Here is a 25,245-nt window from a genome sequence, read left to right as displayed (position 1 = left end):
AATAATAAGAAATTACATGTTGATGTATTATACTTGACTTGTTTTCTCACCTTCTCACCCTCTCACTTTCTCACCTTCCAATCAATTATGTACCAGCGTTCCGATGGCCTCTCCATCCATCACGCGCTTCAAGTTGCCTACTACGTCCATGTTGAACACGTATATCGGCAGGTTATTCTCCTTGCACATGGTGGTTGCGGTGAGGTCCATCACCTTCAGGCCGCGGGTATATATCTCGTCGTAAGTTATGTCGGTGAACTTCGTTGCGGTAGGATCTTTCTCGGGATCGGCCGTATATATGCCGTCAACACGTGTGCCCTTGAGCATTACGTCGGCCTCAATTTCGATGCCACGGAGCGAGCTTCCCGTGTCCGTTGTAAAGTAAGGAGAGCCCGTCCCGGCGCTGAATATGCAGATATACCCCGCCTCCATAGCCTCAATAGCCTTCCACTTGCTGTAGAACTCGCCGATAGGCTCCATGCGGATGGCCGTCAGCACCTTGTTCTTTACGCCCAAAGCGCCGAGCGCCGAACTGAGAGCGAGCGAGTTGATGACCGTAGCGCACATGCCCATCTGGTCTCCCTTGACGCGGTCAAAGCCCTTACCGGCCCCGCTGAGACCACGGAAGATGTTGCCGCCGCCTATCACTATGCCTATCTGAACGCCCATATCATGCACCTCTTTGATTTGACGTGCGTAGTCGGAAAGGCGCTCCGGGTCAATACCGAAATGCTGTTTGCCCATAAGGCTCTCGCCGCTGAGCTTCAATAAGATTCTTTTGTACTTTGCCATAAATCACTGTTTTTATAGTCGATACTTGATTAACATGTCATTATTCACAGGCCATCATCCATTGACTTTACAAAACTCAACCTCCTTGAACATGTATTTTCTCACGCTTCCGTCGCCAAGCCTCAGTACAAGATGTCCGTCAGGCTCCACCGTTTCGACCTCTGCCATGAACCCGCCGGCGGCGTCACGATACCCATGAAGCCCCGTGCGGCGGTACAATGATGCAAGATACGCATCTTGAACGCCGTCATATTCGCCGCTATCCACCATCCTGAGATAACGCCCGAAGCGCTCCAACACATCGTCAAGAATATCCTCACGACTGACGTCATGCCCCAAGATTTGCGCCAACGACACAGGATTGGGCGCGTCACTTATGAACTCTCGCTGGTTGATATTTATCCCCGTGCCCATTATACAGCTCCCAACAAGGCCGTGAACGATGGTACATTCAGACAGCGTTCCGCTTATTTTCATGTCGTTGTGGTAAATATCGTTAGGCCATTTGACGGTAAATCCGTCAGCATACGCCGACAAGGCGTCACGCACTGACAGTGCGCCGGCCTCGAGCATTACGAACTGCCGGCGAGCGTCAAGCCCCTTCGGGTAAGTCTTTACGCTGAAAAGCAGGTTGCGTCCGGGCTCACTCTCCCAAGTGTTGCGCCCCTGTCCGCGCCCCGCCGTCTGGTTATCTGCCGTTACGACAGTCATCACCCTACCCTCCTCTCCACGGTAATCACGGAGAAAACGGTTGGTCGAGTCAGTCTCGTCAAGGCGTATTCTGAATATATCCACAGTCTGTCTGATTATAAATATTAGGTGTAAAAAATGCGCAATATGCCAGTATCCTTACGTCACCAGGGCATGAACGCATCCTCAATATGCCGTATAACACAGTCGTTGTCGCCGGTACCAATCACGCTTACGATGTCAAAACGCAGGGGCAGCTCTATGCCGTAGGTCTTGACAAACTTATCCGCGGCAATGCCGAGGCTGCGCATCTTGCGTAAGTCCACAGCCTGTTCAGGCTCCATATAGTCATTGTTGCGCCTCGTCTTCACTTCCACTATAACCAACTGGTCGGCGTCAACGGCAACGATGTCTATATCACGATGGCCGTCACGCCAGTCACGCCAAAGAATCCTGTAGCCCTTATGCTCAAGATATTCGGCTGCTTTCTGTTCGCCCCACCGTCCTCTTTCGTTATGTTCGGCCATATCTTTTTATCGTTATGAATGACGGAATCAGATGTCTCCTCTTCACGAATAACTATATGCAAAAGTACAATTTTTCCGTTACAAAGGCACCTGATTGGTGCGTTTTTTGGTACTTTTGCATAAAATATAATTACGAAATGTAACATGGAAGATACCCAGCAACAGAAAGACGAACTGTATATGCGCAAGGCCCTGGCCGAAGCTGAGGTCGCGTATAACGCCGGTGAAATACCGGTAGGCGCCGTAATCGTATGCAATGACAAGATTATCTCACGGGCGCACAACCTTACTGAAACCTTGCACGACGTTACGGCACACGCCGAAATGCAGGCTATTACCTCCGCCGCGGACAATCTTGGAGGCAAATACCTTACCGACTGCACCATATACGTAACGGTAGAGCCATGCGTTATGTGCGCAGGCGCCATCGGATGGGCACAAATCAAGCGCGTGGTTTACGGCGCCGGCGACGAAAAGCGAGGCTTCGTGCGCTTCGCCCCGGCAGCCCTTCACCCCAAGGCAACGGTTACAGCAGGAGTACTTGAAGATGAATGCCGCCGCCTGATGCAAGAGTTTTTCAGGTCAAGACGGTAAGCTACGGTAAAGACGGACATGATCTTAACCTGCCAATACACTACGGTTATTACCCCGTAGGCGGTACTTTCCAGCAGCAAAGATTAGCACCCATATTCCAAAAGGTGGCCTTTTGGCGTGTAAAAGACGGCCATTCGCAAGGTAAAAGGCCATCAATTGCGTTGCGAAAGGCCGTCTTTTACAACCAGCCTCATCCATGACAGGCAAAAGCCCTGCGGCATAAGGCATAACAAACACTTACGCCAAGGCCTGCAACAGGGCGAACGCCGATGTTCAGGCGTTCAGATTTTTTATTCGTTTTTATTTTGTATTGTCTTCAAGTTGACGTACCTTTGCATAAGCCATATGGCAAGCCGCACGGTCACCGCGGCGCTGCCTTGTTATGTAAAAACGTGAACCCGGAACACGACGAATTATGAAATATATCCTTACAGCCCCCGAACGAATCAACACTACGGTAAACCTGCCGGCCTCAAAGAGCGTAAGCAACCGCGCGCTAATAATCAACGCGCTGGCCGGCAACACGATAAAGCCCGACAACCTGTCGGACTGTGACGACACGGAAGTAATACTCGACGCACTGGAACGCATGCCTGCCGTAATAGACATAAAGGCCGCCGGCACGGCCATGCGCTTCATGACGGCATACCTGGCAGCCACACCCGGCGAGCACACCATCACCGGCACGGAGCGCATGAAGCAACGCCCTATCAAGGCTCTCGTGGACGCCCTGCGGTACATAGGCGCCGACATAACCTACGTGGAGCGCGATGGCTACCCGCCACTGCACATACGAGGGCGCAAGCTCGAAGGCGGACACATCGAGGTGCCGGGCGACATCAGTTCGCAATACATATCGGCGCTGTTGATGATAGCGCCGACACTGGCGGGCGGACTGGAACTGAAACTGAACGGTGAAATCATCTCGCGCCCGTACATAGACCTCACACTGTGCATGATGAGGGACTTCGGGGCTGACGCCGAATGGAGCGATGTAGACACGATAAGCGTAAAACCGAAAGCTTACGCACAGCGCGGCTTCTACATAGAAAACGACTGGAGCGCGGCTTCCTACTGGTATGAAATGCTCGTACTGGGGCACGACGAAGAGTCGGAAATCATGCTTACAGGACTGACCGACGGCTCACGCCAGGGCGACTCGGCAGTAAAATACCTCTTCAACATGCTCGGCGTAAGGACAACTTTCAAGACACGCGAACGAAACGTGCCGACCACGGTAACACTGAAACGTGTCGAGACAAAGCCCCCAAGGCTCGACTACGACTTTATCAACCAGCCGGACATGGTACAGACATTCGTGGTATGCTGCGCCCTGGCAGACATTCCGTTCAGGTTTACCGGACTGTCCACATTGAAGATAAAAGAGACCGACCGTGTGGAAGCCCTCAAGACGGAAATGCGCAAACTGGGGTACATAATACGCGAGACGGACATAGGCGAGCTAAGCTGGGACGGAGAACGCTGCGAACCTGCTGACGACATCGTCATAAACACTTACGAAGACCACCGCATGGCTATGGCCTTCGCGCCTGCCTCGATAACATTCCCGGGGCTGAAAATAGACAATCCGCAAGTAGTCAGCAAGTCATACCCGCACTTCTGGGATGACTTGAGGCAGGCAGGATTCATCATTGACGGGGCAGAATAAGCCCTAAACAGACGCAGGAACGCAATAAACAGCCGTCTATACCGTTATTTAACCGACGCATGCGCACCAACCCCACAAGACATATAATACCCGTCGTGGCCGTCATCATCATCATGACGGCCATAAGTTGCTCTACGGAGAAGAACACTCCGCAGAGCCGTTGGTGGCATTCTTTTACCGCACGGTACAATACTTATTATAACGGTACGGTAGCGTACATCGAAGGTTCACTTGAAAAGGAGAACGGTAACAAGGACAACTTCACCGAGATGATACCGCTGTACACCGTTGGCAATCGCGAAAGCCGCAGTCTGGGAGAGTCTAACTTCGACCGGGCCATCGAGAAATGCCAGAAGGCCATCAAGCTGCACAGCATTAAACGGCGCCCCAAATGGACGAAAAGCCGCAAGAAAACCGAGCGTGACATAGAATGGCTTAACCGCAAGGAGTACAACCCGTTCTTGTGGAAAGCATGGCTGCTGATGGGCCGCTCGCAATTCATGAAGGGCGACTTTGACGAAGCTGCGTCGACATTTGCCTACATGAGCCGCCTATACTCCACCCAACCTGCAATATACGGGCGCGCAAGGGCATGGCTGGCAAAATGTTATATTGAGCAGGACTGGATTTATGATGCCGAGGACGTCATAACAAAAATGCGCCGTGACTCAATACACTGGAGGGCACGTAAGGAATGGGATTATACCTATGCCGACTATTACATCCACACAGGACGCTATGCCGAGGCCATTCCATACCTGAGAAAGGTCATCAAACACGAAATGAGACGCAAGCAAAAGGCACGCGAATGGTATCTCATGGGACAGCTCGAGGCCGCACTCGGCAATGAAGAGAAAGCATACAAGGCATTCAAGCGTGTAGTAAGACTCAATCCCCCGTATGAACTCGCGTTCAACGCGCGCATAGCAATGACAGAGGTCATGGGCATGCGCCAGTCAAAGAAAATGCTCAAGAAACTACGGCGAATGGCCGCATCGGACAATAACAAGGAATATCTTGACCAGGTTTACTATGCCATAGGCAACATTTACCTTAACCAGAAAGATACGACAAACGCCATATCCGCCTACGAACAAGGCAACGCCAAGGCAACAAGAAGCGGTATTGAAAAAGGTGTGTTGCTGCTGAAGCTCGGTGACTTGTATTGGGAACGCGAGGACTACAGCAACGCTAGGCGCTGTTATGGAGAGGCTATCGGTCTGCTGGACAAGGAACGCAAGGACTACGAACAGTTGTCCGAACGTTCCAAGGTTCTTGATGAGCTCGTGCCATATACTGACGCTATACACCTACAAGACTCGCTTCAGGCACTCGCAAAAATGCCCGAAGCCGAACGTAACGCCGCCATCGACCGTGTAATCGAAGCCCTGAAAAAGAAGGAAAAGGAAGAACGGGACGCACAAGCTGAGCTTGAAGCCCAACAATACTTGGCCGAGCAGGGCGCCATTGGCAACGACGCAGTGCAAAATAACACGACAAATACTTCAACAGATAAAAACGGTACATGGTATTTCTATAACCCGACGGCCGTTAGCCAAGGTAAAGCTACATTCCAGAAATTATGGGGAAGGCGCGAAAATGTTGACGACTGGCAACGCGTCAACAAAACTGTTGTAGCCCTAAACAACGGGCCAGAGGAACTTACTGACGAGCAACGCGACTCTATTGCGGCGGCAGAAGCCATGCAAGACTCGATAGAACAATCGCTTGACAGCGCGCAAAACAACCCGCATATGCGCGAATACTACTTAAAACAGATACCGTTCACGCCGGAACAGACGGCTGAAAGCAACAAAATCATTGAAGACGGACTGTATCATGCTGGCGTAATATTCAAGGACAAGCTCGACAACCTTGCGCTAAGCGAAAAGAATTTGCGCCGACTTACCGACAACTATAAGGATTATGAGCACCTTGATGACGCCTACTACCACCTATTCCTGCTATATTCACGGCGTAATGATACTGCCATGGCGCAGACATTCCTCAACCGCCTGAAGCAGGAATTTCCTGAAAGTCAGTGGACCGTTATGCTCTCTGACCCCAACTTCGAACAGAACGCACGCTTCGGTGTACACATCGAGGATTCGCTTTATGCCGCTACTTATGAAGCATTCAAAGCTGACAGATTCGACGAAGTAAGCGCCAACACATCACTATCTGCCGAACGTTTCCCCCTCGGTGCGAATCGTGACAAATTCATATTTATAGGCGGACTGTCAAAACTCAACGGCGGAGACGCCGACGGTTGCGTCAAGGATATGCAGGAAGTTGTGGAAAAATATCCTCAAAGCGATGTAAGCGAAATGGCCGGAATGATAATTAACGGAGTGAAAGCCGGCCGTACTTTATACGGAGGAAAGTTTGACATCAGCGACATCTGGGAACGGCGTACTGTCATTCTTAACGACAGCGACTCAATAGCCGAACGTAAATTCGTGGCCGAACGCAATGTCGACTTCTCGTTCCTTTTCGTATATTCTCCGGATTCAGTAAAGGAAAACAAGCTGTTATTTGAGCTTGCAAAGTTTAATTTCACAAACTTCATCGTAAGAAACTTCGACATAACAATCGAAGATCACAGCGGTTTGCACCGCATGAAAGTAAGCGGATTCAAAAGCTATGACGAAGCTCTGCAATACGCACGACAATTGCACGACAACCAAAATATAGCAGAACTCACGCAAAAGGCCCGTCCGATAGTAATCAGTGACGCCAACCTTGAACTACTCGGTACGCAATACAGCTATAACGATTACGAGAAATTTTACGAACAACATTTCGTACCTCTACGCATAAGTACGGTAAGACTGCTTACCGAACCTGCAACAATAGAATATGAACCAAGCGGCGAGGGAGACAATAACGGTGACAACGGGTTATATAATGGAGGAGTGATAGAGGGCGGCTTGTTCATTGAAGACGAACAACCTGCAGCCCCAACAAACAACACCACTATAATAATACCTGATGTGGAACAACCACAACAGGAAGAAAACAGTGGCCAAAACGTGAATACTACGGTTATTCAAGATACAGACAACGCTCCCCATACGGAAAAACCATCCGGCAACATCGCTCCAGACAACGGAACAACCGTAATTCCTGAAATTGAAGAAACGCCGGAAAACGAATATGACCTGGACGATAACGGCACAACAGTAATTACAGACATACAGGAAAACCGACAGGACGAAACACCCCAAAACAGTGGCAATACATTTGATATAGAGGAAAGGCAGCAAGACGATAAACCGCGCACTGCCACAACACCGACGCCTGGGAGCCAAAACAAAGACGTTCAACCGGCACAACAGAAGCCAACGGTTACGCCTCAACAGCAGACCGACTTACCGGAAAATGAGTTCATCATAGAATTTAATGACGACCAAAACAACGGCAATACAGACAATAACAACAAAAAGAACGAGGACAACCGACAGGACGGATACGACCTGGAAGATGAATATTATGAACTTGACGGGTTTTAAGGCTATGGCCTCAACGTAACAACAATAAAATAAGACAATGAGCAACGGATTACTTTTATGGGCTGACGACGAGATTGAACTGCTCCGCGCTCACATTCTTTTCCTTGAGAAAAAAGGGTATGACGTAGTTACCGTAACCAACGGTACTGACGCCATTGACCAATGCAGGCAAAAAACTTTCGACCTTATCCTGCTCGACGAGATGATGCCCGGACTAAGCGGTCTTGAGACTTTGCAGAAAATCAAGGAGCTATCACCGGCTACACCGGTGGTAATGGTAACAAAGAGTGAGGAGGAGAACATCATGGACCAAGCAATTGGCTCAAAGATAGCCGACTACCTTATAAAGCCCGTAAACCCCAACCAAATTCTCCTATCACTGAAAAAGAACATACACCGCAAGGAAATTGTGACAGAGATAACGCAAAGCGGATACCAACAAAGCTTTACTGACATTGCCATGCAGATTGGCAACTGCAGGACATACCAGGACTGGATGGACGTATATAAACGGCTTGTACACTGGGAACTCGAGCTCAGCAATACGGACAGCAGCATGACCGAAATGCTGAAAATGCAGAAAGAGGAGGCCAACAATGGATTCGCAAAATACATAAAGGCACACTACATGGACTGGATGGAAGACATTATCGCGACACAAGCAGCTCCGCCACAGTCCACGCAAAGGCTCCTCACGAACCACCAGAAGCCGCAAAACAACCGGAATAAGGACGGAGAACGTCCGTTGATGAGTATCGATATTTTCAAGAAAAAGGTATTTCCGCTACTTGATGCAGGCGAAAAAGTGTTCATGATAGTTATCGACAACTTCCGCTTTGACCAATGGCGCGTGCTGGCACAGGAAATCGGCGACATGTTTGACATGGACGAACAGACATACATCAGCATACTGCCTACGGCCACGCAATACGCCCGCAACGCTATTTTCAGCGGACTAATGCCCGTAAAGATAGCGCAAATGTTCCCCGAGCTGTGGGTTGACGAGGATGAGGAAGAAGGCAAAAACCTTAACGAAGGGCCACTGATAAAGACACAGCTCGAGCGTTTCCGCCGGCATGACACATTCTCATACCACAAGATTAACGACTCTGCCGGCGCAGACAAGTTCATGCAGAAATTCAACGAACTGAAAAACAACGACCTGAACGTGCTTGTAATCAACTTCATCGACATGTTGAGCCATGCCCGCACGGAGTCGAAAATGGTACGCGAATTGGCAAACAACGAGTCGGCCTACCGCAGCATAACCCTCAGCTGGTTCCGTCATTCCGTGCTTGCCGAGCTTTTCCGCATGCTGTCACGAAGCAATTTCACCATTGTAATAACGACTGATCACGGCAGCATTCGCGCCTCTAAGCCAATCAAGATAATCGGCGACCGCAACACGAACACCAACCTGCGCTACAAACTCGGCAAGAACCTGAACTACAACGCGAAAGAAGTGTTCACAATAAAAGAACCCCACAAGGCCATGCTGCCTGCCCCGAACCTCAGTACGTCATACGTATTCGCTACTGGCGACGCCTTCTTCGCCTACCCAAACAATTACAATTATTACGTGTCATACTACAAAGACACATTCCAGCATGGCGGTATATCCATGGAAGAAATGATTGTTCCGCTGGTAACAATGAGGGCAAGAAAAAGATGAAATACAGTAGTTAAAGGAGTTAAAGTAGTTATCGCTCACTACGTTCGCTAAGTAGTTAAAGTCATTACTCCTGCATTTTAAATGTTAGCGGAAGAGTTATGACTTCTAACTACTTTAACTACTTCTAACTACTTTAACTACATGATAACAACATAAGAAGAGGATATGGAAATAAAAATCAACAATCTCAAAGACATCAACCTCGCCGCCCGTACGTTCATCGACAACATGGGCAAGGGCCGCGTGTTCGCTTTTTACGGAAAAATGGGCGCAGGCAAGACAACATTCATCAAGGCCGTATGCGAAAATCTGGGTGTAACAGACGTCATAACATCACCTACGTTCGCCATCGTCAACGAATACACGTCCGAAACATCCAGCGACACTATCTACCATTTCGACTTCTACAGAATCAAGAAAATAGAGGAAGTGTACGACATGGGATACGAAGAATACTTCTACAGCGGCAGCCTCTGCTTTATCGAATGGCCCGAACTTATAGAAGGACTGCTGCCTGACGACGCCACGAAAGTGACAATCGAAGAGGACGGTGACGGCTCACGCACAGTTAGATTCTAACCTCTCGCGCAAACTGTTACAGCCTCATACGTACCAACGAAAACTAATATCAAAGCAGGCAAGGCATATACGTCTGTTCCACAGCACGCGGAATGAATGTATATGCCTTGCCTGCTTAATCCACATTAGCTGCCAACACCGCCGCCACATGGCATTACGGTCTGTCCTTGCTGCCTGTAAGTTCGTCTATTTGAGCAATAATATCGTCATTGGCACGCTGAAGTTTATTGAACACCACAAGCCCGATAATCAAGCCTACGGCTCCCGCCAGGCAAATTATCAACAACATTCTGCCACGCTCCAAGCCTACTGCCTCGGCAAAATCCATAGCCTCGATAGCATACCAGCAGGCCCAAGCCAGACCCAATGGGAGCTTTACCAGACGTCCTTGCGTCCGCAAGCGCTTCATTCTCACAAGGGCCCTGCCGGCCTCAACAAGATTGCCCTCAAGCAAATCCACATGACCGTAAACGTTAACCCATATACTTGCAGCCGCAACGGCAACAAACAACGCAACCGTGACCCAGAAGAAAGCAGGCGACCAGCCATAACGGGCCATCATGACATAAACAAAAGCTATGACAAGCACACACATGCAGACATTGACAGCCACAACCTTGCGCACCCATTGCATGCGTGCGTGCATCACGCGGCGTATCAGCCTCTCGTTAAGGATTGACTGGCTCTCAAGCTTATGTTTCAGCACGGCCATCTGTGACTTCATCATCTCAATTACGTCAGCTTCGATTCTCGTTTCCATTTTCAATACCTCCATTTATTCATTTATCGTTAATGTTCTTCAACTTCTCCTTGATTCTGACAAGCCTTACGGATACGTTCTTTTCAGATATACCCATCACCGCTCCTATCTCCTCATAGCTCATATTGTCAAGCCAAAGCAGGATTAGCGCCCTGTCATACAGCCCGAGACTGTTGATACGCTCATACAACATCTTTACCTGCAGTGTATCGTCATCGCCGTCTTCAAACAGGTTAATGTCCATTGTCAAGGGCACGCTATGCTGCCGTTTCCTTTTTCGTTGGCCCGAGATACATGTATTCAGGGCTATGCGGTATATCCAGGTACGCACGCTGCTACGTCCACCGAAACTGTCAAGACCCTTCCAAAGATTTATCAACACATCCTGGAACAAATCGTCCACTTCGTCCGCATCCTTGGAGAACATGTAGCACACGGCATAAATCGTATCCCTGTTCTCATGTATTATTCGCCTGAACCGAGCCTCTTTATCTGTCATTACCATTTGTATTAATATTTCTTTCTACCACTTAGACGCATGTAAACAACAAAAGACTACACCAAGAAAACACTTTTTTCAAGAAAAAGACATCGTAATGCACAGCCACGCGGCGACAAAAAAACATTTACACGTTTTTGCAACAACAAAGAAATATCACGCAAGTAAATTTGCGATGTAAACTATATAAACACAAATCTTATGCCATACAAATACAATACAACAACCACAAGCAGGAAAAAAAGGCTGCCGTCCGGCTGTGTTTTCGGGGGAATATTCACTTTTACGGGCATAGTGATGGCTGCAATATGCGCTTACGTCGCGATAGACACGTCACTGTTTAAGGGCAAGTCATGTCCTGCACAGGCCGTAATAATCAACGTGGCCTACCACGGCAGCGACATGACCGGCACCACCATCGTAAGGTATAGCGCCAACGGACAGACGCACACCTGCGGCCTCAACTACACGTCTACATCGCTGCACAAAGGCGACACCATAACAATAAACTACCTGAAAGCTGACCCGCGCAAGGCTCGCTACATTGCCGGCAACCGATTTATAATAATACTATCGGCAGTGATGGCCCTCGTGTTCGGAGGCATGGGAGCCGCACTGCTCCTTGCGCAAAGACGACGCAAGCGCAAAACTATGCGCCTGATTAACACAGGCATGATGGTTGAAGCCGACATAACCGACATTAGCGAGAACATGTACATGAGCATGGACGGCCGCCATCCCATCATCATAAGCTGCCGATACACTTCTCCTGAAGGACGCGTTTACCTCTTCCGCAGCAGCTCGTCATGGTACGGCAGCTATGACATAACGCCAAAGAAGAAAATCAAGGTGTATATTGACCGCGAAGACCCGTCGTTCTATTATGTCGACGTTGACAGTGTCGTGGGATAGAACGGTTGTTGCGCAAATATACACCAGCTTGCGGCAACATTGCAAAATGCCGTCTTTCAGCTTCCGGAAGGCGGCATTTTACCATGCAATACACGGCATTTTACAAGCCGAAAGACGGCATCCAGCATCCTGCCGGCATACCCCCAATAAACAAAGCCTATACTGCCGTATTCTGTCCTACAAGCGTATGTCGTTTTTGTCAGGCATACGGTTTATCCTCTACCCGTGCTATCGAATAAAAACATCCAGATAAATACACCACATAAAGAAAAAGGACGTGACAGGGCACACATGCTCCGCCACATCCTTTAATATCCGTAAAAAATTAGGTTCGTACGCTTAGAAGTAGTACGCAGCCGAAATCTGCCATGTATTTGAACGACCGCGGGCTATGCCCTCAACCACGTCGCCAGCCGTACCGAGCGCTGACACTTCACCCGTCTTGCCGCATACGATGTTGTAGTTGAAACCTACCTGCACGTGGCGCAACAGCATAACACCGGCACCGAGATTGACGCTGAAGTTAGAGGTCTTCAACTTCCAGCCAATCATGTCGTCATAAAACGACTGGTTCTTATCGCCGATGTTGAAACCGAACTGAGGTCCAGCAGCAAGATATACAGCCGCAAGACTGCCCAAACCGATGTCGTAACGCAGGTTGATAGGAATATTGATGGCTTTCTGTTTGATTACTTGCCCGCGGATGATTTCATCGTCATCGCCATAAACATCGTCAAATTCGGCCTCGCGCTGGTCGTAAAGAACAGACGCATCAAGACCGAAACCGAGCAGCGGCAGCGTGAACTTAACCGTAGGACCAATAAAGAATCCAGTACGATTAGACGTGTTGAGCACGTCGCTGCTGAACGACATGTCTGTTATGTTAAGACCTCCCTTAAGACCAAACTTGATTTGAGCCTGGGCAGGAACTACAAACAAAGTGGCTGCTACGACAACAGCCAGAGTAAGGATTTTTCTCATTTTGTTTAATTTTTAGTGGTTAATGATATATCTAACGATAATCCATAATGCACAAATCACAGCAAAGCTATGGCCATCAGCAACATAGACATTTGTTTAATTATAAATTGTACATTATGAATTATGCATTAATCAATGCCGTTGCCTGCGCACCGTAACGCGTGCAGCGGGTGAACTACCTGACGAAGAAGAGCTTGACGAACGGCGCTTACGCACTGAAGTGGAAGCCCTGCGGTTACGCTTTGCCTTCTTCGCCTTCTTGTCCTTCACCTCGGTCTTGGCTATGCTGTCAAGCGAATCCTTACGAGCCTGGTCGCCCCAGATATTCTTCTCGAATGCAGCTATCTCGTTCTCTATGCGGCGCTGCTCCTTGGCAAGCGCGGAGTCGGTAGGACAATATTGCGCAAGTGTACGCCCCAGCATGTTCGCCGTCTTGTATATCTTGCCCTTGTACATGTTCTGCGTAAAGTAATCGTCCATGCTCATTGTCGCCGCATTGTTCAGGTTGCTCGTCATCACCACCTGCTTGCTTAAGTAAGGAGCTATGTCGTCATACTCCACCCAGAACAAAGGATATTTCTGCTCACCGTCACCAAAGTCGTCAGTACGCCACAATACCGGACAAAGAGCCACCGGCTTTACATGGAACGTGGACGAAGACTGGTCGTAATAGGCACTTTCCTTAATATAATAAGACTTGACCTCACGCGATGGAATATCGCTGTCGTCTATCGTTATGCCACGGTTAGTACGTTCATAATAAATATGATAGTTATCGATAAATGCCTTTTTATTAACCTTGGCGGAGTCCGTAAACACCTCGTTGCCGTCAAGCCTGTACTCATAAGCGCCAATTATGTCCCTCATCATCAGCTTGAACAAATATGTAAACAGGTTCATCTGCGAACCTGCAGGTTCTACCGGATAATACAACGGGGCGTTGGCGTCCTCCTCAAGCAGAATCTCACGGTATACATCACGCCGCCATACGACGTCTTCCGACATCTTTGCCGCAACAGGAAAAGAAATGCGTGCACGCGTAGTAAGGTTTTGGGCGTCAGACGCATTACGCCGCTGTTGCTCCCTACGGCGTGCTGCCGGCTGGGCGTTCAATATGTCTACACAGCAGAACAACATGAGCACAGCCATGGCAAAAATACGCAACAACGAACCGCCAACGGCCTTGCTGCAACCGTGATGATTATGTAAAAACGATAACTTCATCATATATTCTTAATTCTTAACTCGTGATTCTAAACTTACTTTACGATGACTTCCATCGACGCGGGCAACGTTCGTTTTATTCCATCAGGGCCGACTGCCGTAATACGGGTTATGTAGAAACGCTTGTTACGTGCCAATCTTCGGAACGTGTCACGCTGCCTCTGCGTAAAACTGTCACCATTTGAAACCATCGGTACGGCGTTGCCCATGTTGTCATAGAACACGGCCTCAAAGCCTAAAACCGTGAAAGGTATGTCAAGCAGGCCGTCGTCAATAGCCGCCTTTATGCCCTTTGCGTCCATAAGCGAGCGCTTTGCAAGCCCACCGGTACGGAAACGGTCATCACCAATCTGTATATACGGCGTAGGATCTGGCAGCTTGCGCACTTTGAAAGTGAAGCCTCCCACAGGTCTTGCGCTGCCTGTCTGTAATGACATTACATTAATAGTAACGTCCTGTCCTACGGCCGACGGACGCGCGATATACTTACCGGGACCCGTCGGTTGGAGAGTTCCGCCAGTCATGGTTGCAGACACTTTAGTAAGCGGAACACCGGGAATACTTATGCTGATAGGGTTATTATATCCGGCGTAAAGCACGTTCATGAGGTCGGCAGACACGGTCGCGCTTGGGTCAACAACAGTATATTTCTGGGAAAAGTCACGACGTATCACGTCGCCACTGCCATTCTGCATGGTAATATATCCAGAAAGATTGAAGTCGCCGGTCCGCCCTGTCACTATCTCATAGGTGTTGTCACGCAAGTTCACTTCACGTCCGCCGATATAAATTTTAGGCTTCTGTGTTGTGTCCACAGCTGCCATCACGATTTGTGCCGAAAACTTGTCGCCACGCACAATCGTCTGTGCGTTGGGTATAACGAAAGCACTCAGCTTGTTGACACGTATGTCCTTCATGTCAATATTTGCCACAAGAGAATGCAAAACCTCACCTTCAGCATACCGTACGTCACTCTGGAGCTTTGACAAAAGCGTAACTGCCGCAGCAACCGGCATGTCTTCGAACATGTACTCTTGCCAGTTCTTCCCCATGGTCTTCGCTCCCTTTGGCAGCGTTGTTGTAAGGTTGCTCGCTATTATGGCGCGTTGCCGTTCATCAGTAACCATCGTCAATATACGTTCACGGAACGAATTAATGGCATCAAACAACTTCTTGCCCTGCCCTGTACCAGGAGCCAGCATTACCTGATTGGCAGCCTCCAAATCGTCTTTCCTGGTTATGTTAAGTACGTCACCGTCATCACCGTCTGCTTCCTTGACAATTGCGACTTTCAATTCTTGTGCATAGTCAAACAGCGAGTCGCTCATGCGCTTCACTGTCGTAGCCTTGTCAAACCACTCCTTCACCTTCTGGGGATTGGCTTTCATCTGTGCTTCGAAGTCTCCGTATATCGCAGCATTCTCAGAGGCTGAGTTGCGGGTAGTACGTTGCAGACTCTCCTCAACCAGCGAAAAGCCTTCAAGTACTTCCGTTGACACGTTAAGCGCAAGCATTGCCATCAAGACGACATACATCAGGTTTATCATCTTCTGGCGAGGAGATACCGGTCTTTTCTTTATTGCCATTCCTTATTATGCTTCAGAGTTGTTTCCGTTGGTTGTGGCGGCACGCATATTAACGGTCATTGCCTCAATCATTCGGGCGTAGATCTTGTTCAGTTGCTCTATCTGCGACGCCATCTTACGCGACTGTTCGTTGATTTGGTCGATTGTTCCGATTTGTGAACTTGCGCCCTTTAGTTGCATTTCATATACCTTGCAGATTCCTGTTAACGTGCGGTTAAGATTCTCCATTTCTTCCGAATCACGCGTCAGGCGTGCGCTCTGCTCGGAAACTTTAGCCAAAGTCTCAGTAAGTTTCTTCAGTTCCTCTACGTAATTAACCGTAGCTTCCTCAAGTTCTGGCGACACTTGTTGCTGTCCTGACATCCAAGTTACAGGCTGAGCGCCAACGGCAACAGGCCGTCCGGCAGTTTCATCACCAGCCTCCGCTGAGCCAAGCTCCACATTTCCTGCTGCCACAGCTGCGTCACTGCCCTGCGACATGCCACCCTGAGTGCCACCAGCTACGGCCGGGCCACCAACTACCGGACCGACATAGGCAACCATACCCGGCTGAACCGCTACACCGTCAGGTGCCTGGCGCATGCCTTCCTGAAGGTCGCCATCCTCCGCCTCCTGTTCATCATAAGCCTCATCAGTGACATGCGTGGGCAATTCCTTACCTATTGCAGTCTTGTCAAACGGACGGTCAAATGCCGAAATAAAGAACACTATAACCTCCGTACCCATACCGATGTAGAGCATTAGGTTGGCTCCCGGCATATGAGTGAGCTTAAACAAGGTACCAAGAATTACAATAGAGGCACCCCAACTGTAAGCATAATTCAGGAACGTCTGTCCCGGAACGCTGTCCAACCATCTTTGAAGACGGTATATAATGTTATATTTGCTGTACTCAGTCATTATTTTCTCTTCTTTCCTTTTTGTTTACTGCTTGTGGTTGTAGCCAGACTTCTGACGCAACGGAAACCTATATAGCTGCGCGGCTGATTCTGGTATTCCCAGGTGCGCCACGCCGAACGTATATACGACTCGGGGTCTTTCCAAGAACCGCCCCTCACGCTTTTCTTTTTCAAGCGGTAAGGATCTTCCTTTGCTGCATTGTACTTCAGCTCCGGATTAAGGTCGTTCATGGCTTCGATACCTGCATCCGTGTATGTCGTACTGGTCCATTCGGCTACGTTGCCAGCCATGTCATAAAGTCCGTTTGAGTTTGACGAGAACAGCCCCACACGACTCGTGATAAGGTTTCCGTCCTCTGTATAATTACCGCGGTCGGGCTTAAAGTTTGCGTAGAAGCACCCATCCTCATTCTTTACATCAACGTTTTCCCATGGGAACTCCGTACCTTCCTTACCCCTGGCCGCATATTCCCATTCAGCTTCGGTCGGCAGGCGGTAACGCTGTATATACTTTGCCTCTCCGCCAAGTCCTTTAAGCAGATATTCGGTACGCCATGCGCAGAATGCATTGGCCTGTTCCCATGTCACGCCTACTACGGGATAGTCGTTATAAGTAGGGCTACTGAAATACTGGCGCATGTATACTTCGTTATCCGAGTTGACGAAATCGTTGACCCAGCACGTCGTGTCGGGATATATATTCACGATATATGTGTTGAGGAAATCCCACGGACCGCTGAGCGGACGGTCAATAGTCTGCCTCACGATGCGTCCCTCGTCGTCTATGTATGCAGTATCCTTCGATATCATTACGACCTCATCAGGATTCACCTCTACGTCTGTATTCAGGTTGCGCTGGCTCGGGTCAAGCCTGTTACGGCGCAAAGCGGCAGCCGTATAGTCATAAACTTCGTAACGATAGTTCATCTGGCTGGCATCAAGCATCTTCTCTCCGGTAACCGGGTTGGTAATATACAGGCTTTCGATGGCCCTCAACTCATCCTCGTTGGGTTTACGCGGCAGAGCCTTCTTCCAGTTAAGATGAGGCGTTACGGGATCTCCGTATTTGTCTTCTGTTATCATGTACGTTTCGTCACCTCCGTACGCCGGGTCTGCCAAGCGCGTACGCAGGATTGAGTCACGCACCCAATACACGAACTGCTTATACTCCGAATTGGTTACTTCAGTCTCGTCCATCCAGAAACCGTCAACGGATATTTCCTTGTTTTGCGCCTGGCGGCCCCATAGCGAATCGTCCTTCTCAAGTCCCATCTTGAGAAATCCTCTCTTGACGAGTGTCATCCCGTATGGTGTCGGCTCGTTGAAGCTCTTGCCTCCTACGCCGACGACCTCGCCGCCTCGCCCTGAAGTGGACGACATGCGACCTCCGAAACATCCGGTGAGGGTTGTCAGAACTACTATGCCGAGCGCAATTATGCTTTTTGTTTTCCTCATATTCTTATAATATTCTCACGCTTTTATGTTTGTTCCTCCCTTTTTTAAAAAGGTTAATGTCCGTCTTATAACCTATTATCAGCTCATGGCTGCCGTTGCCGAGACTTATCCCTGACGTATATGCCTCATAGCTGTAACCTATGTGTACGCCGTGGAAACTGCCACCGATGAGCACTGTCACCGAATTGGTAGGGCTGTATGATAAGCCTCCGTAGAGTATTTTCTTATCATTGGTGTACACAAGCCGCCCCGACACGTCGCCCCTCCACATCAACCCGTCAGTCCTGACAAGCACGGAGGGGTGTATAGTAAGAAACGGATTTCTTAATTTAATATTGTATCCTCCGGTCAAATAATACGTAGCGTCTATCTTCAGTTCGTTTGTCTCGCCAAGCGCGACAAGGGGCGAATTGAGATGTTGCACTGACAGTCCGGCATACCACGGGCCATGTGTATAATACAATCCGAGACCTATGTCGAAGGCACTGCCGTTGACGTCAGACGTTGACAAGGCGGGGTCGCCGGAGTCTTCAACATCCAACTTCGAGCCGTCGAAACCTTCACTAAGCATGCCTAACTGAACGCCGACACTAAGCATACCGCCGAAAAGGCGATGCTTATAGGCATATTGCAGGGCTATACGCTGGTGGGTGAACAGACCTATCTGGTCGTTGAGCAACGATACGCCTACCCCATGATAGTTTTTCAGGAAATACAAAGGCATGTCCGCACCGACGTACATCGACCTCGGATTGTTCTCGAAGCCAGCGAAGCTTAGCGCGTAAGCCGCCGCAACATTAAGTTTCTGTTGCTTGCCTACCGCCCCGGCATTGAAATACGGCTCAAGATCCCAATAATGGCTGAACGCCACGTCATACTGGGCACCGGCCTTGGAGACGGCAAGCGTCAGGACTGCAAATATGATGAAAAGACGTCTTCGCACGACATTATAACGAGGGATGTACGCTTTTATTGCGCTTATGGGATAGAAATAAAAAAAATCAAGATTTAAGAGCAGGGAATTAAAAAATCAAGAAATAAGAGTTAAGAATTAAGAAAAATGCTCTTGTTATTTGCGTAATGAAATAAATAATGAGGCTTTTTTCTTAATTCTTAACTCTTAATTCTTAACTTAATCAATACTCGTCCTCGTTGAAAAGAAAATCCTCTTTAGTAGGATAGTCAGGCCATATATCCTCAATACTTTCGTACACATCGCCTTCGTCTTCTATCTCCTGTAGATTTTCCAGCACTTCCAAAGGGGCGCCTGAGCGTATTGCGTAGTCAATCAGCTCGTCCTTCGTTGCGGGCCATGGCGCATCTTCGAGTTTTGAAGCCAATTCAAGTGTCCAATACATAACCTTTAAGTTTTAAGTGTTTTTTATCGGGCACAAAAGTAATATATTTTTTCTTATTATCAAGCTTTCTGCCATGTTTTTTCTCTTACACCGTCAATAAAGTTTAATTTCCTGGCGAGAACGAACAAATAGTCTGACAGTCGGTTGACGTACTGCAATACCTCGGGGTCGAGCTTGGTCGTCTCGGCGAGGAAAAAGATACGCCTCTCGGCACGCCGGCACACCGTACGGCATACATGGGCGATAGCGGCCTCATGCGAGCCGCCAGGCAGGATGAACGCCGTCTGCTGCGGGATACCGGCCAGAATCTTGTCTATTTCGTTCTCGAGCAGCTCTACCTCGGCCGCGTCGAGCGTGTACGACGGCGCCAGCTTAGTCTGGGTCTTGTCCGTCGCAAGGTATGAGCACACGGTAAAAAGGTTGCGCTGTATACGGTAGATTACGTTCTTGTCGGGACCGTCTTTCATAAACGAGGCCAGCAAGCCGAGGTTGGCGCTCAATTCGTCAACGGTACCGTAAGCCTCTATACGTGAATTGGTCTTCTTCACTTTCACTCCGCCCACGAGGCTCGTCATGCCCTCGTCGCCGGTCTTTGTGTACACTTTTGTTATCTTCATAGTCGTAAACGGTTAAAAGTTAATCACGTAATTCTGTTTGTAACGCTTGCGGTCAAAGAACACGAGACCACAATAATAAAGGTCGAACGTTACCACTCCCTGGCGGCCTGCTACAGTATCCCGCCATAAGCGCCGCGCCCTTCCGTCGCGCCCGATGTCAAGCAGCACGGCCACGGAGCCGTCAACGGCTCCGCCGGAAAAAGCAGCGAACACATGCTCGAACCCATCGCACGGCGCAATAACTGCCATTTCGGCACCTCGCATGCACTCAAGGCTGCCGCTACAAGCCACAACAACATAATCAGCACGCCTGCAACCGGCCTTGACATAACTCCCGAGAGCCTCACCGGCTACGCCGAAAGCCACCACCCGCGACGGCCTAACGCTGTTGGCCAGGCGCAAGCAAAGCTCGCATACCTTGCGCATCTCCACGCCCATGTCTGGATACGTTGCCTTCAAGTCGGCGTAAGCGTAATATGGATAATGCTCGTTAATGACATAGCGCACCATGCGGTAAGCCCAAGGCGACTGCACGCCGAAGCCCCTGCAATGGCATATCCTGCCCAGCCATACCAACATCCGCCTTATCCTCGACATATTTACTTTATGACAATGCCGTGCCCACGGGCAGGCGCCTAAATGAAACTTATTAATGCAAATATACGAAAAGCATGCTAAACTTCAAAGAAAAACATGGAAAAACGAAACATAAATGAATATGTCAAACCTCCAGTCCGCCCTCCGACTTAAGTCTCCTGCCCGACTAAAGACGGCAAAACACAACGCGAAAGGCCGCCTTTCAACCTGTAAAAGGCCGTCTTTTAGAGCACAAAAGACGGCCTTTTGTAACGCATTGGCTACCAACATGTTACGCAAGGGGATGTTAAACGGTCGTTACAATGCTAAATAAAACGCTCCGCATACTTGCTTTTATGGCCTTTTTAGATTAACTTTGCGATAAAATTTGATAAAACACAGTAGGCTATGAAATCTTTAAGAGAATTATATAAAATAGGTAAGGGACCGTCGAGCAGCCACACCATGGGACCTCAGAAGGCGGCCAAGATGTTTCTTGAAAAACACGGCGACGCGGCATCGTTTACCGTAACGCTGTACGGCAGCCTGGCTGGCACCGGAAAAGGGCACATGACCGACGTGGCCATCAATGATGTTCTACAGCCGATAGCGCCCGTTGAGATAGTATGGCAACCGCAGGTTTTCCTGCCTTACCACCCCAACGGCATGAAATTTGAAGCCAAGGATTACGACGGTAATGTAACTGACGAATGGACAGTTTACAGCATAGGCGGAGGCGCCTTGTCTGAAGGCGAAGGCGGCAGCGGCGTACTCGACACGCCGGAAGTGTACGGAATGAACACCATGACAGAAATGATGGAATGGTGTGAGAAAACGGGACACAGCTATTGGGAATACGTTGACCAGTGCGAGGACAGCTCCATATGGGACTATCTGATGGAGGCATGGCGGGCTATGCAGGCTTCGGTAGAGCGCGGAATAAATACCGAGGGACGTCTGCCCGGCCCGCTTAACCTGGCAAGAAAGGCCCCGACATACTACGTCAAGGCGTCAGGTTACAAACAGTCGTTGCAGACCCGCGGGCTTGTTTATGCCTATGCACTGGCCGTAAGCGAGGAGAACGCGTCGGGAGGAACAATCGTAACGGCGCCTACCTGCGGCGCATGCGGAGTGTTGCCGGCCGTACTTTACCATCTGTCGAGAGGGCACAACTTCAATGACACACGCATTCTGCACGCCATGGCGACGGCAGGTCTCATAGGCAACATCGTGAAGCAGAACGCGTCAATATCCGGAGCTGACGTAGGTTGTCAAGGAGAGGTAGGCGTGGCATGCGCCATGGCCTCCGCAGCGGCGTGCCAGTTGTTCGGCGGCAGCCCGTCGCAGATAGAGTACGCGGCCGAAATGGGGCTTGAGCACCACCTCGGAATGACATGCGACCCCGTATGCGGCCTCGTCCAGATACCGTGCATAGAACGCAACGCCTTTGCCGCAACGCGAGCTCTTGACGCCAACCTCTACTCGGCATTCTCTGACGGCACGCACCGTGTGTCGTTCGACAAGGTCGTAAACGTGATGAAACAGACTGGGCACGATATTCCATCGCTATATAAGGAAACTGGCAGCGGAGGATTGGCCAAAATACTTGCCCCGAAAGGCATGCGCTGACACATATCGTCCGGCCTACCGCATGCATGGTTCAAAAATCATAGACAACCAGCATGGCGAACAAACAATACAAGACTGAAATAACACTCGAAGACGGCACTATGGCCACAGCCTTCGCTCCGACAATTGTCTCGGCAAGCAGAAGCACTGACATACCTGCATTTTACGCCGACTGGTTCTTCCATCGGCTGGATGTAGGGTATTCGACATGGCGAAACCCGTTCAACGGAGTGAAAAGCCACGTGTCTTACCAGAACACGAGATTTATCGTGTTCTGGTCTAAAAATCCTGCCCCGCTCTTGCCATACCTCAACACGCTGGAGAAGAAAGGCATAGGCTGCTACATACAATACACTCTTAACGAATATGAGACGGAAAGGCTGGAAACAGGCGTGCCGCCGACGGCACAACGCATTGAGACGTTCAAGGAGTTGTCACGTCGGCTGGGCAAAGCCGCCGTCATATGGCGTTTTGACCCGCTTGTCCTTTCTGACGATATAACCATTGACGACTTGGTGGAGAAAATCAGGCGTATCGGCTCGCAAATTCATGAATACACCGAAAAACTGGTATTCAGTTTCGCCGACATCATGTCTTACAAGAGAGTCCGCTTGAACCTCGAACGCAATAACGTCCCTTACCATGAGTGGGAAGAAAGCCAAATGGAAGAGGTAGCCGAACGTATATCAGGGCTAAACACCGACGAAGGCTGGGGGCTACAACTCGCCACATGCGGCGAAAACATTGACCTCGGAAGACACGGTATAACCCATAACCGCTGCATTGACGGCGACCTTATTGTACGGCTGGCATGGCGTGACAAGGCTCTCATGGACTTCATGGGCGTTACAATAAGCAAAGGCGGCCCCGTAGCAGGCGACATGTTTGACAATGACGCCATCGCCCTTACCGACGGTCACTTCTTTTACAGCGTACACAAGAAAGACCTGGGTCAACGAAAAGCATGTCTCTGCATGGCCGCGAAAGACATAGGGGAATACAACACATGCCCGCATATGTGCGAATATTGCTACGCAAACACAAGCAAGCAGGCAGCATTGGCCAACTGGAAAATGCATAACTACAACCCAAAAGGAGAAACTATAACCGGGAAATAATCCTGAATGACAAATACATACTCATAAGCAATAAAACAACATGACGGTCTGACGGCACAAGACATTGTAGACATCTACAGATAAGGTTGTACATCTTCTTGTCTTACTGATTCGTGGAAAGTTATAATTTAAAAGTCTTATATTTGCTAAATGACGGCCCCCATAATAGGTATCCAGCGACATCGTATCAACACCGACGGACAAGGCGTTACCACGCTTGTGGCATTTTACGGCTGCACGCTGCGTTGCAAGTATTGCATCAACCCGCAATGCTTCAGCGAAAACACGGTGTGCAGGGTCATCTCGCCCGATGAACTTTATGAAGAAGTTTCCATAGACAACCTGTATTTCATTGCAACCGGCGGCGGCATAACGTTCGGTGGCGGCGAACCTCTATTACATAATAGCTTCATACAGGAATTTTGCCGCATTGCAAAGCCCGAATGGAAAATTTCGATAGAAACATCACTCAACGCCGACACCAGTCGACTTATATCTTTGGCGCCGTTCATCAACCACTATTTTATCGACATTAAAGACTTAAACAACAACATTTACCAAGCATACACATCACATGACAACCGACAATTACTTACCAACCTCCACCTGCTTGCCGACAACATACCTCCCAAAAGAGTAACAATACGCCTTCCGCTCATCCCAGGTTATAACACTGATAATGACAGGAAAGCAAGCATGGAAAAACTTAAAGAGATGGGATTCAGGAACTTCGACATGTTCAGATACATAATAAAAAAGCATGAACCATGAAAAAAGGGAAAAGAATATGTGACACACTGAAAGCTGTTCGCCAGCTTATTAGCAAAGAAAACGGCATCGTCTACAAACCGCGTGAATGTAACTTCACAGGTGATTGCTCAGGCACATGCCCTGCGTGTGAAGCTGAAATGAAATATCTCGAACAACAACTTATTCAAAGAAAAAAGTCAGGCCTGCCCCTAAAACTAACTGGAATAGCCATAACATTATGTGCCTCTCAACCTGTATTTGCACAATACCACGACAGCACAATACATAAAAAAGATACATTACAACAAACCTATCCATTAAAGACAACTGACTTATCACAAGATTGCACAGACATAATAAAAATAAAAGGAATCATCACTTACCAAGACAATAACACTCCACTTGCGGGCACACTGATAACTTTGCTTAACCTGGACACCACAAAAACAAACCTAACAGCATTAACAAATATCAATGGGGAGTACTCAATTATAGTCCCCCGCAATTCTTTATTGGAAATAAGTTATATCGGTTGCGACAAACAAGTACTAACCGCAAAAGAACTTAAAACAAACAGCAACATCACGCTAAACGACTCACAAACTCTATTAGGAGAAATAAAAGTAATAAAGAAAACAACAGCCCCAACGCATTAGCCATCCTCTATAAGCCCATCCGGCCTATTAGGCCTATCAGGCTTACCTGATTTATTAGGCCCATTAGGCATATTTGCCCCACTGGCCTTATCAGCCCAATAAGCCCATTGGGCAAAAAAAGTATCCCCGCAAGGAAAACTCCTCGCGGGGATACTCTATTAACTTGAAAAAAGGCGGCCTCCTACTCTCC

General features: G+C 49.0%; 24 protein-coding genes. 10 read left to right on the top strand and 14 right to left on the bottom strand.

Annotated features, from left to right (window positions below; translation table 11 throughout):
* Window positions 1-81 precede the first annotated feature (81 nt).
* Genes pyrH through H6A34_RS08130 form a run of 3 tightly spaced genes read right to left on the bottom strand, consistent with a single transcriptional unit; the run spans window position 82 to window position 2,009 of the window.
* Window positions 82-792, bottom strand: coding sequence for a UMP kinase (gene pyrH / locus H6A34_RS08140; protein ID WP_021948392.1), 711 nt, complete (start codon window positions 790-792; stop codon window positions 82-84).
* A gap of 54 nt (window positions 793-846) precedes the next feature.
* On the bottom strand, window positions 847-1,587 hold the full coding sequence (locus tag H6A34_RS08135) for a biotin--[acetyl-CoA-carboxylase] ligase (RefSeq protein ID WP_338088643.1): 741 nt from the start codon (window positions 1,585-1,587) through the stop codon (window positions 847-849).
* Between the two features lie 59 nt (window positions 1,588-1,646).
* On the bottom strand, window positions 1,647-2,009 hold the full coding sequence (locus H6A34_RS08130) for a YraN family protein (RefSeq protein ID WP_021948394.1): 363 nt from the start codon (window positions 2,007-2,009) through the stop codon (window positions 1,647-1,649).
* 144 nt (window positions 2,010-2,153) lie between these two features.
* On the opposite strand from H6A34_RS08130, the gene H6A34_RS08125 reads away from it, so the two are divergent.
* From H6A34_RS08125 to tsaE, 5 genes are all read left to right on the top strand, one after another.
* Entirely contained in the window at window positions 2,154-2,603 is a 450-nt protein-coding gene (locus H6A34_RS08125) for a nucleoside deaminase (RefSeq protein WP_021948395.1), read from the top strand.
* Between the two features lie 415 nt (window positions 2,604-3,018).
* Window positions 3,019-4,272 (top strand): 3-phosphoshikimate 1-carboxyvinyltransferase, encoded by a 1,254-nt coding sequence (locus tag H6A34_RS08120; protein WP_205104781.1) that lies wholly within the window; start codon window positions 3,019-3,021, stop codon window positions 4,270-4,272.
* Window positions 4,273-4,331: 59 nt separating this feature from the next.
* On the top strand, window positions 4,332-7,784 hold the full coding sequence (gene porW, locus H6A34_RS08115; protein WP_205104779.1) for a type IX secretion system periplasmic lipoprotein PorW/SprE: 3,453 nt from the start codon (window positions 4,332-4,334) through the stop codon (window positions 7,782-7,784).
* Between the two features lie 37 nt (window positions 7,785-7,821).
* Complete coding sequence (gene porX, locus H6A34_RS08110; protein ID WP_205104777.1) at window positions 7,822-9,456, top strand: T9SS response regulator signal transducer PorX; 1,635 nt, start codon at window positions 7,822-7,824, stop codon at window positions 9,454-9,456.
* 165 nt (window positions 9,457-9,621) lie between these two features.
* Window positions 9,622-10,035, top strand: coding sequence for a tRNA (adenosine(37)-N6)-threonylcarbamoyltransferase complex ATPase subunit type 1 TsaE (tsaE, locus tag H6A34_RS08105; protein WP_205104776.1), 414 nt, complete (start codon window positions 9,622-9,624; stop codon window positions 10,033-10,035).
* Window positions 10,036-10,189: 154 nt separating this feature from the next.
* Here tsaE and H6A34_RS08100 read toward each other — a convergent pair whose 3' ends face one another.
* Both H6A34_RS08100 and H6A34_RS08095 read right to left on the bottom strand, forming a co-directional pair.
* Window positions 10,190-10,795, bottom strand: coding sequence for a hypothetical protein (locus H6A34_RS08100; RefSeq protein WP_205104774.1), 606 nt, complete (start codon window positions 10,793-10,795; stop codon window positions 10,190-10,192).
* A gap of 19 nt (window positions 10,796-10,814) precedes the next feature.
* Window positions 10,815-11,294: an RNA polymerase sigma factor gene (locus H6A34_RS08095; RefSeq protein WP_205104772.1), complete on the bottom strand. Its 480-nt coding sequence runs from the start codon at window positions 11,292-11,294 to the stop codon at window positions 10,815-10,817.
* A gap of 201 nt (window positions 11,295-11,495) precedes the next feature.
* Between H6A34_RS08095 and H6A34_RS08090 the strand changes: the two genes are divergently transcribed.
* A complete protein-coding gene (locus tag H6A34_RS08090; protein WP_205104770.1) occupies window positions 11,496-12,206 on the top strand; it encodes a DUF3592 domain-containing protein in 711 nt (236 codons plus the stop codon).
* Between the two features lie 339 nt (window positions 12,207-12,545).
* Here the strand turns inward: H6A34_RS08090 and H6A34_RS08085 are convergent, their stop codons facing one another.
* From H6A34_RS08085 to H6A34_RS08045, 9 genes are all read right to left on the bottom strand, one after another.
* Window positions 12,546-13,187 (bottom strand): porin family protein, encoded by a 642-nt coding sequence (locus H6A34_RS08085; protein ID WP_021948404.1) that lies wholly within the window; start codon window positions 13,185-13,187, stop codon window positions 12,546-12,548.
* A gap of 132 nt (window positions 13,188-13,319) precedes the next feature.
* Complete coding sequence (gene porN / locus H6A34_RS08080) at window positions 13,320-14,336, bottom strand: type IX secretion system ring subunit PorN/GldN (protein ID WP_205104782.1); 1,017 nt, start codon at window positions 14,334-14,336, stop codon at window positions 13,320-13,322.
* Window positions 14,337-14,446: 110 nt separating this feature from the next.
* A complete protein-coding gene (gene porM / locus H6A34_RS08075; protein WP_205104768.1) occupies window positions 14,447-15,997 on the bottom strand; it encodes a type IX secretion system motor protein PorM/GldM in 1,551 nt (516 codons plus the stop codon).
* A 6-nt stretch (window positions 15,998-16,003) separates the two neighbouring features.
* On the bottom strand, window positions 16,004-16,897 hold the full coding sequence (porL, locus tag H6A34_RS08070) for a type IX secretion system motor protein PorL/GldL (RefSeq protein ID WP_205104766.1): 894 nt from the start codon (window positions 16,895-16,897) through the stop codon (window positions 16,004-16,006).
* Window positions 16,897-18,351, bottom strand: coding sequence for a T9SS ring complex lipoprotein PorK/GldK (gene porK, locus H6A34_RS08065; RefSeq protein ID WP_205104764.1), 1,455 nt, complete (start codon window positions 18,349-18,351; stop codon window positions 16,897-16,899). Before porK ends, porL begins: the two co-directional genes overlap by 1 nt.
* Before the next feature lie 4 nt (window positions 18,352-18,355).
* Entirely contained in the window at window positions 18,356-19,294 is a 939-nt protein-coding gene (locus tag H6A34_RS08060; RefSeq protein ID WP_205104756.1) for a PorP/SprF family type IX secretion system membrane protein, read from the bottom strand.
* Between the two features lie 193 nt (window positions 19,295-19,487).
* A complete protein-coding gene (locus tag H6A34_RS08055; protein WP_021852076.1) occupies window positions 19,488-19,709 on the bottom strand; it encodes a DUF2795 domain-containing protein in 222 nt (73 codons plus the stop codon).
* A 59-nt stretch (window positions 19,710-19,768) separates the two neighbouring features.
* On the bottom strand, window positions 19,769-20,326 hold the full coding sequence (locus H6A34_RS08050; RefSeq protein WP_021947072.1) for a cob(I)yrinic acid a,c-diamide adenosyltransferase: 558 nt from the start codon (window positions 20,324-20,326) through the stop codon (window positions 19,769-19,771).
* Between the two features lie 12 nt (window positions 20,327-20,338).
* On the bottom strand, window positions 20,339-20,923 hold the full coding sequence (locus H6A34_RS08045) for a hypothetical protein (RefSeq protein ID WP_205104754.1): 585 nt from the start codon (window positions 20,921-20,923) through the stop codon (window positions 20,339-20,341).
* A gap of 387 nt (window positions 20,924-21,310) precedes the next feature.
* On the opposite strand from H6A34_RS08045, the gene H6A34_RS08040 reads away from it, so the two are divergent.
* The 4 genes from H6A34_RS08040 to H6A34_RS08025 all read left to right on the top strand — a co-directional run bounded on the left by H6A34_RS08040 (window position 21,311) and on the right by H6A34_RS08025 (window position 25,055).
* Window positions 21,311-22,531: an L-serine ammonia-lyase gene (locus H6A34_RS08040; protein WP_021947069.1), complete on the top strand. Its 1,221-nt coding sequence runs from the start codon at window positions 21,311-21,313 to the stop codon at window positions 22,529-22,531.
* 53 nt (window positions 22,532-22,584) lie between these two features.
* Window positions 22,585-23,649 (top strand): DUF1848 domain-containing protein, encoded by a 1,065-nt coding sequence (locus tag H6A34_RS08035; protein ID WP_205104752.1) that lies wholly within the window; start codon window positions 22,585-22,587, stop codon window positions 23,647-23,649.
* A gap of 150 nt (window positions 23,650-23,799) precedes the next feature.
* Window positions 23,800-24,420 (top strand): radical SAM protein, encoded by a 621-nt coding sequence (locus tag H6A34_RS08030; RefSeq protein ID WP_205104750.1) that lies wholly within the window; start codon window positions 23,800-23,802, stop codon window positions 24,418-24,420.
* Entirely contained in the window at window positions 24,417-25,055 is a 639-nt protein-coding gene (locus tag H6A34_RS08025) for a carboxypeptidase-like regulatory domain-containing protein (protein ID WP_205104748.1), read from the top strand. Before H6A34_RS08030 ends, H6A34_RS08025 begins: the two co-directional genes overlap by 4 nt.
* Window positions 25,056-25,245: the final 190 nt, after the last annotated feature.

Origin of the sequence: Marseilla massiliensis, assembly GCF_016899855.1 — a bacterium.
Taxonomy (GTDB): domain Bacteria; phylum Bacteroidota; class Bacteroidia; order Bacteroidales; family Bacteroidaceae; genus Prevotella.
The sequence above is the reverse complement of the archived record's forward strand: the minus strand, read 5'-3'. Positions and strand labels throughout refer to the sequence as shown.